15 protein-coding genes and 1 tRNA gene are annotated in these 16,440 nt (G+C 68.8%); 10 read left to right on the forward strand and 6 right to left on the reverse strand.

Going from position 1 to position 16,440, the window contains the following annotated elements; genetic code table 11:
- Positions 1-320, forward strand: a 320-nt coding sequence (locus tag ACGFMK_RS30655; protein WP_392770439.1) for an integrase core domain-containing protein, incomplete at its 5' end; no start/stop codon positions are given.
- A gap of 76 nt (positions 321-396) precedes the next feature.
- Here ACGFMK_RS30655 and ACGFMK_RS30660 read toward each other — a convergent pair.
- Genes ACGFMK_RS30660 through rpmH form a run of 6 tightly spaced genes read right to left on the reverse strand, consistent with a single transcriptional unit; the run spans position 397 to position 3,706 of the window.
- Entirely contained in the window at positions 397-948 is a 552-nt protein-coding gene (locus ACGFMK_RS30660) for a DUF6886 family protein (RefSeq protein ID WP_392770442.1), read from the reverse strand.
- 60 nt (positions 949-1,008) lie between these two features.
- Positions 1,009-1,569, reverse strand: a complete 561-nt coding sequence (locus tag ACGFMK_RS30665) for a protein jag (protein ID WP_392770622.1) — start codon at positions 1,567-1,569, stop codon at positions 1,009-1,011.
- 30 nt (positions 1,570-1,599) lie between these two features.
- A complete protein-coding gene (yidC, locus tag ACGFMK_RS30670) occupies positions 1,600-2,760 on the reverse strand; it encodes a membrane protein insertase YidC (RefSeq protein ID WP_392770443.1) in 1,161 nt (386 codons plus the stop codon).
- A gap of 5 nt (positions 2,761-2,765) precedes the next feature.
- On the reverse strand, positions 2,766-3,101 hold the full coding sequence (gene yidD, locus ACGFMK_RS30675) for a membrane protein insertion efficiency factor YidD (protein ID WP_392770446.1): 336 nt from the start codon (positions 3,099-3,101) through the stop codon (positions 2,766-2,768).
- A gap of 5 nt (positions 3,102-3,106) precedes the next feature.
- The gene (gene rnpA, locus ACGFMK_RS30680) at positions 3,107-3,541 is read right to left on the reverse strand and encodes a ribonuclease P protein component (protein ID WP_392770449.1); all 435 of its coding nucleotides are present in this window, start codon (positions 3,539-3,541) and stop codon (positions 3,107-3,109) included.
- Positions 3,542-3,562: 21 nt separating this feature from the next.
- The gene (rpmH, locus tag ACGFMK_RS30685; protein ID WP_247059643.1) at positions 3,563-3,706 is read right to left on the reverse strand and encodes a 50S ribosomal protein L34; all 144 of its coding nucleotides are present in this window, start codon (positions 3,704-3,706) and stop codon (positions 3,563-3,565) included.
- Positions 3,707-4,298: 592 nt separating this feature from the next.
- Between rpmH and dnaA the strand changes: the two genes are divergently transcribed.
- The 9 genes from dnaA (at position 4,299) to ACGFMK_RS30730 (ending at position 16,383) form a co-directional block, all read left to right on the forward strand.
- Complete coding sequence (gene dnaA / locus ACGFMK_RS30690) at positions 4,299-5,909, forward strand: chromosomal replication initiator protein DnaA (RefSeq protein ID WP_392770451.1); 1,611 nt, start codon at positions 4,299-4,301, stop codon at positions 5,907-5,909.
- An 834-nt stretch (positions 5,910-6,743) separates the two neighbouring features.
- Positions 6,744-7,877 carry a DNA polymerase III subunit beta gene (gene dnaN / locus ACGFMK_RS30695; protein ID WP_392770454.1) on the forward strand — a complete coding sequence of 378 codons (1,134 nt, stop codon included), beginning with the start codon at positions 6,744-6,746 and terminating at the stop codon, positions 7,875-7,877.
- A gap of 34 nt (positions 7,878-7,911) precedes the next feature.
- Positions 7,912-8,802, forward strand: a complete 891-nt coding sequence (gene gnd / locus ACGFMK_RS30700) for a phosphogluconate dehydrogenase (NAD(+)-dependent, decarboxylating) (RefSeq protein ID WP_392770457.1) — start codon at positions 7,912-7,914, stop codon at positions 8,800-8,802.
- 35 nt (positions 8,803-8,837) lie between these two features.
- Positions 8,838-9,992, forward strand: a complete 1,155-nt coding sequence (gene recF / locus ACGFMK_RS30705) for a DNA replication/repair protein RecF (protein ID WP_392770460.1) — start codon at positions 8,838-8,840, stop codon at positions 9,990-9,992.
- A 232-nt stretch (positions 9,993-10,224) separates the two neighbouring features.
- Complete coding sequence (locus ACGFMK_RS30710; protein WP_323325283.1) at positions 10,225-10,728, forward strand: DciA family protein; 504 nt, start codon at positions 10,225-10,227, stop codon at positions 10,726-10,728.
- 197 nt (positions 10,729-10,925) lie between these two features.
- Positions 10,926-12,893 carry a DNA topoisomerase (ATP-hydrolyzing) subunit B gene (gyrB, locus tag ACGFMK_RS30715; RefSeq protein ID WP_392770464.1) on the forward strand — a complete coding sequence of 656 codons (1,968 nt, stop codon included), beginning with the start codon at positions 10,926-10,928 and terminating at the stop codon, positions 12,891-12,893.
- 51 nt (positions 12,894-12,944) lie between these two features.
- Positions 12,945-15,533 (forward strand): DNA gyrase subunit A, encoded by a 2,589-nt coding sequence (gene gyrA, locus ACGFMK_RS30720; RefSeq protein WP_392770467.1) that lies wholly within the window; start codon positions 12,945-12,947, stop codon positions 15,531-15,533.
- 49 nt (positions 15,534-15,582) lie between these two features.
- Positions 15,583-16,260, forward strand: a complete 678-nt coding sequence (locus tag ACGFMK_RS30725) for a DUF3566 domain-containing protein (RefSeq protein WP_392770470.1) — start codon at positions 15,583-15,585, stop codon at positions 16,258-16,260.
- A 49-nt stretch (positions 16,261-16,309) separates the two neighbouring features.
- Positions 16,310-16,383 (forward strand) — tRNA-Ile (locus ACGFMK_RS30730).
- Positions 16,384-16,440: the final 57 nt, after the last annotated feature.

The raw sequence follows: 16,440 nt of genomic DNA on the forward strand, positions 1-16,440 counted from the left end.
GGGGCGTCACCGTCGAACGCGTGCTCTCGGACAACGGCTCCGCCCACCGGTCTCATGCCTGGCGCGACACCTGCACCGAACTGGGGATCACCCCGGAACGGACTCGGCCCTACCGGCCGCAGACCAACGGCAAGATCGAACGGTTCCACCGCACGTTGGCCGAAGGCTGGGCCTATGCCCGTTTCTATCCCTCGGAAACCCTGCGGCGGGCCGCGTTACCGGGGTGGCTGCACTTCGACAATCACCATCGACCCCACAGCTCAACCGGCGGCAAGCCGCCGGTCACCCGGCTGACCAACCTCCCCGGACATCACACCTAGGCCAGTCGAACCGTCCCCACGAAGCTGAGCGATCCAACCTCGCCCGCCCGGACCGCCGCGCGTTCCACGTGAAACCTCACCGCTGTAATTCGTGCACCCGGGGCCGAGCGTTCCGCAGCTGGATGCCGCTGAAGCCGAGGGTGCTCTCCGCTGCCGCGTCGACGAACGGCCACAGGTTCGGCAGCACCCGCAACTGGATGCCCGCCTCCTCGTGCAAGCCCAGCAGATCGCCGACCGGCTCCGGCGGGCCGAGCGGCACCACCTCCGACGTCGCCACGAGCGCGTGCGACACGGGGGAGCCGAACGGCCGGAACGCCGACGCGTCGAGCCGGTAGGCGAACAGCCGGGTCGAACGCATCGGCTCGAGCCAGCCGTACTCGATCGCGTGGACGCGGTCGCCGCCTCCCGGGCCGAGGATTCGGTCGCGGTCCGCGTCGGCCGTCGACGGTGTCGCCCACGCCATCGCGCGCGGGCACTGGCGGGGGAACCAGTAGTCCGGCGCCCGCTCCGCGTCGACCGCCCAGACGTACGCCTCCGGCTGGCGGGCCGTCACGGCCACGTGCGGGACGAAGCGGGTGATCGCCGGATCTTCCGAGAAGTGGAGGACCTCGCCGGGCGCCGGACGCATCTCCCCAGCATAAAAAAACGGCCCGCCGGACCGAAGTCCGGCGGGCCGCTGACGAGTCCGTCAGGACTCGGGGAAGATAACCACGCGACGCTTGGGGTCCTCGCCCTCGCTCTCGCTCGTGACACCCGAGACCGCCGCCACCGCGTCGTGAACCACCTTGCGCTCGAACGGGCTCATCGGCTGCAGCCGCACGCGCTCGCCGCTCGACAGCACCGACTCCGCCGTCGACCGGCCGAGCTCGCGGAGCTCCTCGCGACGGTCGGCGCGCCAGCCCGCGATGTCCAGCATCAGGCGGCTGCGCGAGCCGGTCTCCTGCTGGACCGCCAGGCGGGTCAGCTCCTGCAGCGCTTCGAGCACCGTGCCGCGCGGGCCGACGAGCTTCTCGAGGTCCTCGCCGCCGTCGATGCTCACGATCGCGCGGCCGGCCTCCACGTCCAGGTCGATGTCCCCGTCGTAGTCGAGCAGGTCGAGCAGCCGCTCGAGGTAGTCGCCGGCGATGTCGCCCTCCTGAACGAGGACGTCGTCGCCACCTCCCGCCTTCTGCTCGCCCGCCTCGTCGGCGGTTTCACCCGGGGTCACGTCGTCCTGATCGGCGTCGATCGTGTCGATCGTCTCCGACATCATTCGTCTCCTCTCCGAACCGGTCGCGCCTCAACGGCGCTTCCGGCCCGACTTCCTGGTCGAGTCTTTGAGGAGCCCGGGCACACCCGTGCCGTTCTCCTGTGAGCCGTTCTGGCCATTCGCCACGGCCGGGGTCTTGTCCGCCGCCGTCGCGCCGTCCGCCTTCGCGGCCGCGGCGTCCGCGGCCTTGGCGGCGGCCGCCTGGGCCGGGGTGGTCTGCGCGAAACCGTGAGCCGAACCCGCCTTGGTGACCTTCTTCTGCGAAGCGGTCTGGGCAGGCTGGTTCTTCTTCTGCTGGACGGGCTTCTGGCCCACCTTCGGCGCGGTCGGCTTCTGCCCGGGCTTCGGGCCGAGCGTCGCGCGCTTCTCCGCGGCCTCCGCCTTGCGAGCCGCCTCTTCCTTGTCGATCTTCGTGTAGACGAGGCGCTGCTGCATCAGGGTCCAGCCGTTGTTCGCCAGCCAGTAGAAGAGGAGGCCGAGCGGGAACAGCGCACCGAAGACGAGGACACCGAGCGGGAAGATGTACATCGTCAGCTTGTTCATGATCGCGGTCTGCGAGGTGGCCGACGCGGCGTTCTGGCGGGCCACCGAGTGCCGCGCGGTGAGGTGCGTGGCGATGGACGCGACGATCATCAGCGGCAGGGCGACCGGGAGCACGCTCCACTGGAACCCGGCGTTCGCAGCACCACCGCTGACGACCCCGACACCGTTGTAGACGGCCTCGCCGAGGTTGACGCCGAAGAGCTTCGCACTCACGTAGGAGTGGACGTCAGCCTGCGAGAAGAAGTAGTTCTCGGTCTTCGGGCCACCACCGGGCGGCGGCATCGTGAACGCGCGGAGCACGTGGTTCAGGCCGATGAAGACCGGGATCTGAAGCAGCATCGGCAGGCAGCTGCCCAGCGGGTTGACGCCGTGCTCCTTCTGGAGCTTCTGCATCTCCTGCGCCTGGCGCTGCTTGTCGTTCGCGTACTTCTTCTGGAGCTTCTTCATCTCCGGCGCGAAGTCCTGCATCTTCTTCATCGACCGGACCTGGTTCACGAACGGCTTGAACATGATGCCGCGGACCGTGAACGTCAGGAAGATGATGCCGAGGATCCAGGCGATCGCCGTCGACTCCCCGAAGACGAGCCCGAAGACCTTGTGCCAACACCACAGGATGAAGGACACGGGGTAGTAGATGAAATCGAGCACTGCTGCTACTCCTCGATCGGTGTTTCAGGTCGTCGGTGCCGCCACGAGAACGTCTCGGGCACGGGGTCGCGGCCGGGCATGGTCCACGGGCCGCAGCGCAGCAGCCGGCGCACCGCGAGGTAGGAGCCGCGGCCGGCACCGTGCCGGGTGAGGGCTTCGACTGCGTACGCGCTGCAGCTCGGGTAGAACCGGCAGGCCGGCGGAAGGAAGGGCGAAATCGCCTTGCGGTAGAGCTTGATGGGGAGCAACAGGACCCAGGCGACCGGTCCGGGCCGGGCGGGCCCCGGCTCGTCGTCGTGGTCGTGCTCGTCGTGCACTGAGTGCTCGGGGGTGGCTCGCATACCGGTCACACCGCTGATCCGTGGTCGGGGGGCGCGTCCGCGGGACGCGTCGGGCTGGGGACATCCCCGGCCGGACGGCGCGACGACAGTAGTCCCAGCCGACGCAGCGCGGCGTCGAGATCGGCCCCGAGCTCCGCGCTGGACGCGGTCGCGGACGGCGGCAATGCCCGTACGACCAACGCACTGCCGGCGGGCAGGGTTCCGAGCCGGGCCGAAACGAGATGACGCAACCTGCGGGACACCCGGTGGCGGACCACCGAGTTCCCGACGGCCTTGCTCACCACAAAACCCGCCCTGGTCGCCGACGAAGCGTCGGTGGCCATGGACGGGTCCGTGGTCAACGCGTGGACGACGAGGCGGCGCCTGCCTGCCTTGGATCCGCGACGGAGAACCACGCGGAAATCCTCACTCCGCCGCAGACGTGCGGCAGCCGGCAGCACGGCGCGCCCCGACGTGCCGGATCAGGCCGACAGCGCTTCGCGGCCCTTGCGACGGCGAGCCGCCAGGATGCCCCGGCCTGCCCGGGTCCGCATGCGCAGCCGGAACCCGTGGGTCTTCGCGCGGCGGCGGTTGTTCGGCTGGAAGGTGCGCTTACCCTTGCTCACTGCTTCTCCTGTGTGTCGCGTCGGAAGAGAAGGCTTCCGTCTTCCTTCACTTCTGGCGTGTCGTGCGGGCGCACGGCAGTCTCTGGTGTCTCCTACCAACGTGTGGCCTCGTCACGACGAGCTACTGCAACCAGGGCACGAGAAACGCGCCCGTCGCATACGGGAGACCTTACGAGGGTACGCACCCCCGTCCGGCACGCCGTAAGCGCCCCCTCCGCCACCGTCTGCGACGGGCCGGTCGAGGCGAGATCATCAACGCCGCGGCATCGAATGGCAACACGCCGTACACCGTGAAATGCTTGCGACCCAGGATGCCTTGTGGCAGCGGGCGGAGCTTGTTAGCGTGCCTCTCTCGGGTCACCGGTCGAGGTGCACGAGTATCCGGGTGGTGGAGTGCCCACCGGCGTACGACGAGCCCGCAGGTGGCGACGCCGCGGGTCGCCGTACATTAGTGCACAGCTGTGGACAACTATGTGGATATTCGCTGTGCCGGTACCCGGCCAGGTCCGCAGGCGGTCGTCGGGTGGAGTGACCAGGGCGTTCCGGGGCCGGTTCGGCCGTCCACGCCGACGAGGGGAGGGGAGCCGGACCAGTGTCGGAGCACCAGCACAATCTGGGCGTCATCTGGGAGCAGGTGGTGCGCGAACTGTCCGACGGGACGCTGTCCCCTCAGCAGCGCGCCTGGATGCGGGTGACCCGTCCGATCGGCCTGCTCGACGGCACCGCGCTGCTGGCGGCTCCCAGCGACTTCGCGAAGGAAGCGATCGAACGCGGCCTCCGCGGCGCGATCACCGACGCCCTTTCCCGGCGGCTCGGCCGCGCCATCTCGCTCGCGGTGAAGGTCGACAGCACCGAAGCGGTCGCGCCGGTCGCCGCACCCCACTACGTCCCGTCACCCGGCCGGGTGGAAAACGGCGCCGTGCCCGAGCCGGCGCCCGCGCCGCGGCCGGGCCCCGGCCCGATGCTGCCGCCGCCGCGCCCCGAGCCCGCGCCGCCGATGCCGCAGCACCAGTCCCTCGCGACGAAGCCCGACGACGGTGACGACACCGACGAGGAAGTCGACGAAGAGGGCGAGGCGCTCGCCGCGGTCCACGAGATCTGGCCCACGTTCTCCGGCCAGCCGATCGCCGGGCAGCCGTACACCGCGCCGGCGCAGCCGCAGACGTCGAAGACGAAGCTGAACGAGAAGTACACGTTCGACACGTTCGTCATCGGCGCGTCCAACCGGTTCGCGCACGCGGCGGCGGTCGCCGTCGCCGAAGCACCGGCCCGCGCGTACAACCCCCTTTTCATCTGGGGTGAGTCCGGGCTCGGCAAGACGCACCTGCTGCACGCGGTCGGCCACTACGCCCAGCGGCTCTTCCCCGGCATGCGCGTCCGGTACGTCTCGACCGAAGAGTTCACGAACGACTTCATCAACTCGCTGCGAGACGACCGCAAGGTCGCGTTCCAGCGGCGCTACCGCGACATCGACATCCTGCTCGTCGACGACATCCAGTTCCTGGAGGGCAAAGAAGGTACGCAGGAAGAGTTCTTCCACACCTTCAACACCCTCCACAACGCGAACAAGCAGATCGTCGTCAGCTCCGACCGCCCGCCGAAGCGCCTCGAGACGCTGGAAGACCGGCTGCGGACGCGGTTCGAGTGGGGCCTGATCACCGACATCCAGCCGCCCGAGCTCGAGACGCGCATCGCGATCCTCCGCAAGAAGGCGGCACAGGATCGGCTCGCGGTGCCGGGTGACGTCCTGGAGTTCATCGCCTCGCGCGTCGAGGCGAACATCCGGGAGCTCGAAGGCGCGCTGATCCGCGTGACGGCCTTCGCGTCGCTGAACCAGCAGCCGGTCGACGCCGGCCTGGCGGAGATCGTGCTGCGGGACCTCATCCCCGACTCCCACGCCCCGGAGATCACCGCGCCCACGATCATGGGCGTCATCTCCGAGTTCTTCGACGTGACGCTCGACGACCTGTGCGGCCCCGGCAAGACGAAGGCGCTCGCCACCGCCCGCCAGATCGCGATGTACCTCTGCCGCGAGCTGACCGACATGTCGCTGCCGAAGATCGGGCAGACGTTCGGCGGCCGCGACCACACGACCGTCATGCACGCGGACAAGAAGATCCGCAAGGAGATGGCCGAGCGCCGGCGCATCTACGACCAGGTGCAGGAGCTGACCTCGCGCATCAAGCAGCGCGCCCGCCAGTAGCACATCCCCTTGTCCCGCAACGACTTCGGGGCGTCCACGCACTGTGGACGCCCCTTTGTCGTCTTTGGACCGTCCGAAGCGCACTACGCCCGCGAAGCAGCGAAGGACGCGTACGCGCGCTTCGCAAAGTCGCGAAAATTGTTTGTACACAAGGAAGTTTCCCCATGGTGTGGGCAGTTTGCCCACAGTGCCAGCGGATCTCTGAGCAGCGACGACCCGGATTCCGTCCCCACCCCGCCCACAGGTGATCCACAGGGAATCCACACCCTTGTCCACGCTGATTCCACAGGTTGCCCACATGCTGTGCACAGGAGGGCGCCGTCACTCGGTAGAGCGATTCGGACCGTGCCGTCCACCCCCAGAAACAGTCCCAAACCTGGGGACAACCATGGGGACAACCGGGCCGATCTGTGGACGAATCCGGGGATGCCCGAAACCATCCACCGACGCCCCAAGTTGCCCACAGATCCACCACCACGGTTCTCCACATGCCCGCAGGCGCTCCGACCTGCGTGAACGACCTCAATCCACACAATCCACAACGCTTACTACTGCTACTGCCTTTTAGATCTCTTCTAAGAGAGAAAAGATAAAAACAGGCGAAGGACGAAGTTGGGGACAGCCGCGAGATCGTGTCGTCAAGTCGACAAAGTCAAGGGGAGGCCGAGGTGACGGCGGTCGCCGTGACGGCCTACCGTGGACGCCTGCACCTGGTCCGTGCTCCGGCTGCTCGAGCGGAGACCGGACCGGCCGGACGAGGCAGCCGGTCACTGCCCAGCCAGAACGAGGCCTGGCCCGAGCCGATCACGGCTCGGTCGTCGAAAGGATGCGCGCATGAAGATCCGCGTCGAGCGTGACGGGCTCGCCGACGCCGTCGCGTGGGTGGCCAGAAGCCTCCCCTCCCGGCCTCCGGTGCCGGTACTGGGCGGTGTCCTGCTCGACGCCGGTGCGGACGGCGAGTCCGACGCGCTGACCGTGTCGGGCTTCGACTACGAGGTGTCCGCCACCGTGGGCGTCCCGGCGACGATCGCCGACGGCGGCCGCCTGCTGGTGTCCGGCCGGCTCCTCGCCGACATCACCAAGTCCCTGCCGAACCAGCCGGTCGAGATCGCCGTCGACGGCGCCCGTGCCACCATCACGTGCGGCAGCGCGCGCTTCTCCCTGCCGACCATGCCGGTCGAGGACTACCCGCAGCTGCCGTCCCAGCCCGCCTTCGCGGGTGAGCTCGCCGGCGACGCGTTCGGCCAGGCCGTCACCCAGGTCGTCGTCGCCGCGGGCAAGGACGACACGCTGCCGATGCTGACCGGCATGCGGCTCGAGATCTCCGGCAGCTCGCTGACCCTCGTCGCGACCGACCGGTTCCGGCTCGCCATGCGCGAGTTCACCTGGCAGCCCGCCGAGGGCTTGGCCGACGCCGCGGTGCTCGTCCCGGCGCGCACCCTCGCCGAGGCGGCCAAGACGCTCGGCGCGAGCGGCGCCACGATCCGGCTCGCGCTCGCCAGCGGCGAAGGCCTGCTCGGCCTGTCCGGTTCCGGGCGCTACACGACGACCCGCCTGCTCGACGCGGAGTTCCCGCCGTACCGCCAGTTGCTGCCCGCGTCGCACACCTCACGCGCGGTCATCGACGTGTCGGCTCTCACGGAGTCGATCAAGCGCGTTTCCCTGGTCGCGGAGCGGGGGACTCAGGTACGACTGGAGTTCGGGGACAACACGCTGCGGCTGTCCGCGGGCGGCGACGACGAAGGAAGCGCCGAAGAAGAACTCCAGGTCGACTACGAAGGTGAGCCGGTGACGATCGCGTTCAACCCGGGTTACCTCGTCGACGGCCTCGGCGCGCTCCACAGCGACCGGGCGGAGCTGACGTTCACGACGCCGAACCGCCCCGCCCTCATCAAGCCCGCCGACGCCGAGGGCAACCTCGTCCCCGGCTACCTCTACCTCCTGATGCCGGTCCGCCTCCCGGGCTGACCCGCACACTTTCTTGAGCACGTAAGGGGATCTCATGGTTCAGCTCGGTCTGATCGGCCTGGGCAAGATGGGCTTCAACATGCGTGAGCGGCTGCGCGCGGCCGGTCACGAAGTGGTCGGCTACGACCGCAACCCGGACGTCAGCGACACGACGTCGCTCGAGGACCTGGTGTCCAAACTGGACGCTCCGCGGATCGTCTGGATCATGGTCCCCGCCGGCGACCCGACGCGGCAGACCATCACCGAGCTCGGCAACCTGCTCTCCGAAGGTGACATGGTCATCGACGGCGGCAACTCGAAGTACACCGACGACAAGCTGAACGCCGACCTGCTCGCCGCGAAGAAGATCGGGTACGCCGACTGCGGCGTCTCCGGTGGCGTGTGGGGCAAGGACAACGGTTACGGCCTGATGGTCGGCGGCACGGCCGCCGACGTCGAGCGGGCGATGCCGATCTTCGACGCGCTGCGTCCGGAGGGCCCGCGCGAAGAGGGCTTCTCGCACGCCGGCGACGTCGGCGCGGGTCACTACGCGAAGATGATCCACAACGGCATCGAATACGGCATGATGCAGGCCTTCGCCGAAGGCTTCGAGCTGCTCGAGGCCGCGAAGGTCGTCAACGACGTGCCCGCGGTGATCAAGGGCTGGCAGCGCGGCACCGTCGTCCGGTCCTGGCTGCTCGACCTGCTCGTGCGCGCGCTCGACGAGGACCCGGACCTGGACGACCTCGAGGGGTACGTCGAGGACTCGGGCGAAGGCCGGTGGACGCTCGAAGAGGCGATCAACAACGCGGTGCCGGCTCCGGTCATCTCGGCCGCGCTGTTCGCCCGGTTCGCCTCCCGCCAGGAGCACTCGGCCGCGATGCGCGCGGTCGCCGCGCTGCGCAACCAGTTCGGCGGGCACGCCGTGAAGAAGGTCGGCGGGTAGGTCCCGTCCGGGAAGGAACCCAGGGAAGGAACAACGTGTATCTGCGCCATCTGCAGGTCACCGACTTCCGCTCCTGGCCCCAGGCCGATCTCGCCCTCGAACCGGGGCCGACCGTGCTGGTCGGCCAGAACGGTCGCGGCAAGACCAACCTGCTGGAGGCGATCGGGTACGTCGCGACGCTGGGCTCCCACCGCGTCGCGACGGACGCGCCGCTGATCCGGCACGGTTGTGAGCGTGCGCTGGTGCGGGTCGCGGTGGTCAACGACGACCGCGAGCTGACCGTCGAGCTCGAGATCACCGCCGGTCGGGCCAACCGCGCCCGGGTCAACCGCGGCGCGGTCGGCCGGCCGCGGGACGTGCTCGGCATCCTGCGCACGGTGCTGTTCTCCCCGGAGGACCTGGCGCTCGTGCGGGGCGACCCGGGCGAGCGACGCCGGTTCCTCGACGAGCTGCTGGTGCTGCGCGCGCCGCGGTACGCCGGGGTTCGTGCGGACTACGAGAAGGTGCTCAAGCAGCGAAACGCCCTGCTCAAGACGGCCGGCAAACGCCGGACCGGGCGCGAGGACCCGTACGCGCTGTCGACGCTCGAAGTCTGGGACGACCACCTCGCGGTGGCGGGCGCGGAGCTGCTGGCCGCGCGCCTGAACCTCGTCGCCGACCTCGGGCCGTACGCGGCTTCGGCGTACATGGGCGTCGCGCCGGACTCCCGGCCGGCGAAGATCTCGTACAAGTCTTCGCTGGGTGAGGCGCTGCCGGAGGCGTACGGCGTACCGGACGGGGAACGGGCGCAACCCGAAGTCCTCAAGGACGTCTTGCTCAAAGCGCTCGGGGAAGCCCGCAAGGCGGAGCTGGAGCGGGGGATCAGCCTGGTCGGCCCGCACCGGGACGAGCTGGAACTGATCCTCGGCGAGGCGCCGGCCAAGGGGTACGCGAGCCACGGCGAGTCGTGGTCGTTCGCACTCGCCCTCCGGCTCGGCAGCTACGAGCTGCTGCGCGGGGAGGCGGGTGAGCCGGTGCTCCTGCTCGACGACGTGTTCGCCGAGCTGGACCGCAAGCGCCGGGCCCGGCTGGCCGAAGTGGCGGCGAGCGCCGAACAGGTGCTGGTGACCGCCGCGGTCGACGAAGACGTGCCCAGCGAGCTGGCGGGGAGCCGGTTCGTGGTGGCGGATGGTGAGGTCACGCGTGGCTGAACGGTTCGATCGAGCGCCGAAACGGGCACCCGGTGTGAGCGGCGACACAAACCGCACCCGATCTGGGGACAAACCTGTGGACAGTGTGGATAACACGGTGAATGAGTTATCGCCGCCCGTGACCATACGGCCAGATGAGTGGCACAAAGCGCCCCGTGGCGGGTCCGCCGCGGCTCCGAAACCGGCTTCCGGCACTGAGCGTGACGGCGCCGCTGGGCCGAACGAGGCGGCGATGACGGGCCGGGACCTCGCGCACGCCGCGCTCGAGGCCGCGAAGGCCAAGGCGAAGGAGCGGGGCGCCCCGCCGGGCCAGCGCCGCCGCGTCGTCACCGGCGGCCAGAACCCGCGGCGCCGCCGTTGGTCCGGACCCGGCGCGGACGCGCGTGATCCACAGCCGCTCGGCCGGCTCGTCTCCCGGCTGGTCAGCGACCGCGGCTGGAACGAGAGCGTCTCCGGCGCGCGCGTCTTCGCGCAGTGGGCGCGCCTGGTCGGCGAAGACGTCGCCGAACACGCCCAACCGGTCGCGCTGAAAGACGGCGAACTGACGGTCCGCGCCAGCTCCACCGCGTGGGCCACCCAGCTCCGCCTGCTGCAGGGAAAACTGCTGGCCAAGATCGCGGCGGGCGTCGGGAACGGCGTGGTCAAGCGCATGCGGATCCAGGGTCCGATGGCCCCGAGCTGGCGGAAAGGCCCCCGCCACGTGCCGGGTCGCGGCCCGCGTGACACGTACGGCTGACCCGGGTTGCGCGTTGCTCGGTTGAATGCCCCGAGAACGCATCCAGACGCACTGAATTACGTCAAGACTCGGCTCGGACCGATTTCGTCCGTCTGTGACGCGTTCAGGGGTGTCCTTGCCGCATGTCAGCGGACGCGGCCAAGTACACTGGGAGGGAGCGAACGTCCGCTCGCGCGAGACGAGGAGAAACAAGGCCTGTGACCGAGAACAAGAGCGAGTACAACGCGTCGTCGATCACGGTGCTCGAAGGCCTCGAAGCGGTCCGCAAGCGTCCCGGCATGTACATCGGCTCCACCGGTGAACGCGGCCTGCACCACCTCGTCCAGGAGGTCGTCGACAACTCGGTCGACGAAGCGATGGCCGGGTACGCCACCAAGGTCGAGGTTACCCTCCTCGCCGACGGCGGGGTGCGCGTCGTCGACGACGGCCGCGGCATCCCGGTCGACATGCACCCCAAGGAGCACAAGCCGACCATCGAGGTCGTGCTCACCCAGCTGCACGCGGGCGGCAAGTTCGACAGCGACTCCTACGCGGTGTCCGGCGGCCTGCACGGCGTCGGCATCTCCGTGGTGAACGCGCTGTCGACCAAACTGCTGGCAGAGGTCAAGTACGGCGGCCGCAGCTGGCGCCAGCTGTACACCAACCAGATCCCGGGGCCTCTCGAAGACCTCGGGCCGGCCACCGAGACCGGCACGACGATGACGTTCTGGGCCGACGGCGACATCTTCGAGACCACGACCTACAACTTCGAGACGATCTCGCGCCGCCTCCAGGAGATGGCGTTCCTCAACAAGGGACTGACGCTGTCGCTGCGTGACGAGCGCGTCGCCGACGAGGAGACCGAAGCCGACGCCGAGGGCAAGGTCGCCCGGGTCAAGGAGAAGGTCTACTGCTACCCGGGCGGGCTCGAGGACTTCGTCAAGCACATCAACGGCAGCAAGGACCCGATCCACCCCAGCGTGATCTCCTTCGACGCGAAGGGCGTCGGCCTCGAGGTCGAGGTCGCGATGCAGTGGAACAACGGCTTCACGCCGTCGGTCTACACGTTCGCCAACACGATCAACACCCACGAGGGCGGCACCCACGAAGAGGGCTTCCGCGCCGCGCTGACCCGCGTCGTCAACACCTACGCGCGCGAGAAGAAGCTGCTCAAGGAGAAGGACACCAACCTGACCGGTGACGACGTGCGCGAGGGTCTCGCCGCGATCGTCTCGATCAAGCTGGGCGAGCCGCAGTTCGAGGGCCAGACCAAGACCAAGCTGGGCAACAGCGAGGCGAAGACGTTCGTGCAGCAGCAGTCGAACGAATGGCTGGCCGACTGGTTCGAGCGCAACCCCGCCGAGGCGAAGACGATCATCAACAAGTCGGTCTCCTCGGCGCAGGCCCGGATGGCCGCGCGCAAGGCGCGTGACCTCGTCCGCCGCAAGGGCGCGCTCGACATCGGCGGCCTGCCCGGCAAGCTGAAGGACTGCCGCTCCACCAAGCCGGAGGAGTGCGAGCTCTACATCGTCGAGGGTGACTCGGCCGGCGGCTCGGCCAAGGAGGGCCGGGACTCGATGTACCAGGCGATCCTGCCGATCCGCGGCAAGATCATCAACGTCGAGAAGGCCCGCATCGACCGCGTCCTCAAGAACACCGAGGTCCAGTCGCTGATCACCGCGCTGGGCACCGGCATCCACGACGAGTTCGACCTGTCGAAGCTGCGCTACCACAAGATCGTGCTGATGGCCGACGCCGACGTCGACGGCCAGCACATCACCACGCTGCTGCTCACCCTGCTGTTCCGCTTCATGACCCCGCTGATCGAGCACGGCCACGTCTTCCTGTCGCGGCCGCCGCTGTACAAGATCAAGTGGCCGCGGGCCGAACCGGAGTACGCGTACTCCGACCGCGAGCGCGACGCCGTCATCAAGGCCGGTGTCGAGGGCGGCAAGCGGCTCCCGAAGGACGACGCGATCCAGCGCTACAAGGGTCTCGGCGAGATGAACGCCGAGGAGCTGTGGGAGACCACGATGGACCCGGCCAACCGGCTGCTGGGCCAGGTCACCCTCGACGACGCCGCGCAGGCCGACGAGCTGTTCTCGGTCCTGATGGGCGAGGACGTCGAGGCGCGCCGCTCGTTCATCACGCGCAACGCCAAGGACGTGCGCTTCCTGGACGTGTAGGCGTCCCCCCGTACTTCGTCCCGCCAGGACCCCGCACCCGAGAAGGACCTCATGACGGAAACACTGCCGCCGGCGCCGGACCACGACCGGATCGAACCGGTCGACATCCAGCAGGAGATGCAGCGCTCCTACATCGACTACGCGATGAGCGTCATCGTGGCGCGCGCGCTCCCGGACGTCCGGGACGGCCTCAAGCCGGTGCACCGGCGGGTGCTGTACTCGATGTTCGACTCCGGCTTCCGGCCGGACCGCGGGTACAACAAGTGCTCCCGCGTCGTCGGCGACGTCATGGGCAACTACCACCCGCACGGTGACTCGGCGATCTACGACGCGCTGGTCCGGCTCGCCCAGCCGTGGTCGATGCGGTACCCGCTGATCGACGGCCAGGGCAACTTCGGCTCGCCGGGCAACGACCCCGCGGCCGCCATGCGGTACACCGAGTCCCGGCTCGCGCCCCTGGCCATGCAGATGCTGGCCGACATCGAAGAAGACACCGTCGACTTCTCCGACAACTACGACGGCCGCACGCAGGAGCCCGACGTCCTGCCGTCGCGGTTCCCGAACCTGCTGGTCAACGGTGGTTCCGGGATCGCGGTCGGGATGGCGACGAACATCCCGCCGCACAACCTGCGCGAAGTCTCCGACGGCGTCGTCTGGGCGCTGGAGAACCCGGACGCCGACGACGACGAGCTGCTGGCCGCGCTGCTGGTGCGGATCAAGGGCCCGGACTTCCCGACCAAGGCGATGATCCTCGGCACGTCCGGCATCGAGGACGCCTACCGCACCGGCCGCGGCTCGGTTCGGATGCGCGCGGTCGTCGAGGTCGAAGAGGACGCGAAGGGCCGCACGATCCTGGTCGTGTCCGAGCTGCCGTACCAGGTCAACCCGGACAACCTCGTCGAGAACATCGCGAACCTGGTCCGCGACGGCAAGCTCACCGGCATCGCCGACATCGCCGACGAGTCCAACAGCCGGTCCGGCATGCGGATCGTCGTCACGATCAAGCGCGACGCCGTCGCGAAGGTCGTGCTGAACAACCTCTACAAGCACACGCAGCTGCAGCAGAACTTCGGTGTCAACATGCTGGCGCTGGTCGACGGCGTGCCGCGCACGCTGCGGCTCGACCAGATCATCCGGCACTACGTGAAGCACCAGGTCGAGGTCATCGTCCGGCGGACCAGGTTCCGCCTGAAGAAGGCCGAGGAGCGGGCCCACATCCTGCGTGGTTACGTCAAGGCGCTCGACGCGCTCGACGAGGTCATCGCGCTGATCCGGCGGTCGCCGTCCGCGGACGAGGCCCGGCCGGCCCTGATGGAGCTGCTGGACGTCGACGAGATCCAGGCCACCGCGATCCTCGACATGCAGCTGCGGCGCCTGGCCGCACTGGAGCGGCAGCGGATCATCGACCAGCTGGCCGAGATCGAGCTGGAGATCGCCGACCTCAAGGACATCCTCGAGAAGCCGGAACGCCAGCGCGCGATCATCCGCGACGAGCTGATGGCGATCGTCGAGAAGTACGGCGACGACCGGCGCACGAAGATCATCGGGTTCAGCGGCGACGTCACCGACGAAGAGCTGATCGCGGTCGAGGACGTCGTCGTCACGATCACCCGCACGGGGTACGCCAAGCGGACGAAAACCGATCTGTACCGCTCGCAGAAGCGCGGCGGCAAGGGCGTGCAGGGCGCGACGCTGAAGCAGGACGACATCGTCCAGCACTTCTTCGTCTGCTCGACGCACGACTGGATGCTGTTCTTCACGAACAAGGGCCGCGTCTACCGGACCAAGGCCTACGACCTGCCCGAGGCCAACCGCAACGCGCGCGGCCAGCACGTGGCGAACCTCATGGCGTTCCAGCCGGACGAGCAGATCGCCCAGGTCATCCAGATCAAGAACTACGAGGTCGCGCCGTACCTGGTGCTCGCCACCAAGCGCGGCCTGGTGAAGAAGACCAAGCTCACCGACTTCGACTCGAACCGCTCCGGCGGTCTGATCGCCATCAACCTGCGCGAAGGTGACGAACTGGTCGGCGCGGTGCTGGCGGCGGCCGAGGACGACCTGCTCCTGGTGTCGGCCGAAGGCCAGTCCATCCGCTTCCACGCGACGGACGAGGCCCTGCGGCCGATGGGCCGCCCGACGTCGGGCGTGCTCGGCATGCGGTTCAACGACGGCGACGAGCTGCTCGGCATCAGCGTGGTCAAGCCGGACAAGTTCCTGCTGGTCGCGACCGATGGCGGATACTCGAAGCGCACGCCGATCGAGGACTACCCGGTGCAGGGCCGCGGCGGCAAGGGTGTGCTCACCATTCAGCACGACCGCAAACGTGGCAGGCTGGTGGGTGCGCTGATCGTCGACGCCGAGGACGAGCTGTACGCGATCACCTCGAGCGGCGGCGTGATCCGCACGCCGGCGGGCGATGTGCGCAAGGCAGGGCGGCAGACGAAGGGGGTCCGGCTGATGAATCTCGGCGAAGGCACCACTCTTCTCGCCGTCGCACGCAACGCGGACGAGCCCTCGGACGTCGCCAACGGTGACAGCGCGGAAACTGCGGAAGCGGACGACACGGTGGAAACTGTGTCCGAAGCCGTGGTCGAAGCGACAGACGCGGGTGAAGAAACGACGGCGACGCCGGAGCAGTAGGTTCCAGCGCGAACGGCGTCTCCACGGCACGGGTAAGGACTGACTCTTCGTGACACCATCCGAGAATCCCGAGGCAGCGGGTTCGAACGGGACTCCGGCGAGCCCACCCTGGCAGCGGGTAGGCAAGGACGGCGGCGACGCCGAAGCGACGGTCGGGCTGGCCACGGAGGAAGCGCACTCGGCCGGCGAGACGCAACCCGTCTCCCCGGCCGACCGCCCGGTGGTGACCGGCAGCGCCGCCCCCCGCCTCTTCGGCGGCAGCGGCGACACCCCACCGGGCGGCGAGCCGTCCGCGGCCGCCGTCCCGTCGGCCTCGACCCAGCGGGCCCGCCCGAGCGCCCTCCGCCGCCCAGGCCGCGGCCCGCGAAGGGCGAGCCTGCAGGTCAAGCGCTTCGACCCGTGGTCGGTGCTGAAGCTGTCCCTGGTCCTGGGCGTCGCGATGTTCTTCGTCTGGCTCGTCGCGGTCGGCGTCTTGTACACGGTCCTCGACGGCATGGGCGTCTGGGACAAGCTGAACGGCACGTACTCCTCCCTGGTCGGCGGCGAAGGCGCGAACGCGTCCTCGGAACCCCTGATCAGCGCAGGCCGCGTCTTCGGCATCGCCGCCATCCTGGGAGCGATCAACATCGTCCTGGTGTCGGCACTGGCCACGGTCAGCGCCTTCATCTACAACGTGTCCGCCGACCTCGCCGGAGGCCTGGAAGTCACGCTCTCGGAACGGGAGTAACCCGGTTGCAGGGCCCCCTCGGGGGTCCTGTAAAGTTCTCCTCGTTCAAGGGCCTATAGCTCAGGTGGTTAGAGCGCTTCGCTGATAACGAAGAGGTCCCAGGTTCAAGTCCTGGTAGGCCCACGCAAGTCAAAAGCCCGGTTCGCAATGCGCGAACCGGGCTTTTGCATGACCGTGGTC

It is taken from the genome of Amycolatopsis sp. NPDC049252 (genome assembly GCF_043197175.1).
Lineage (GTDB): Bacteria > Actinomycetota > Actinomycetes > Mycobacteriales > Pseudonocardiaceae > Amycolatopsis.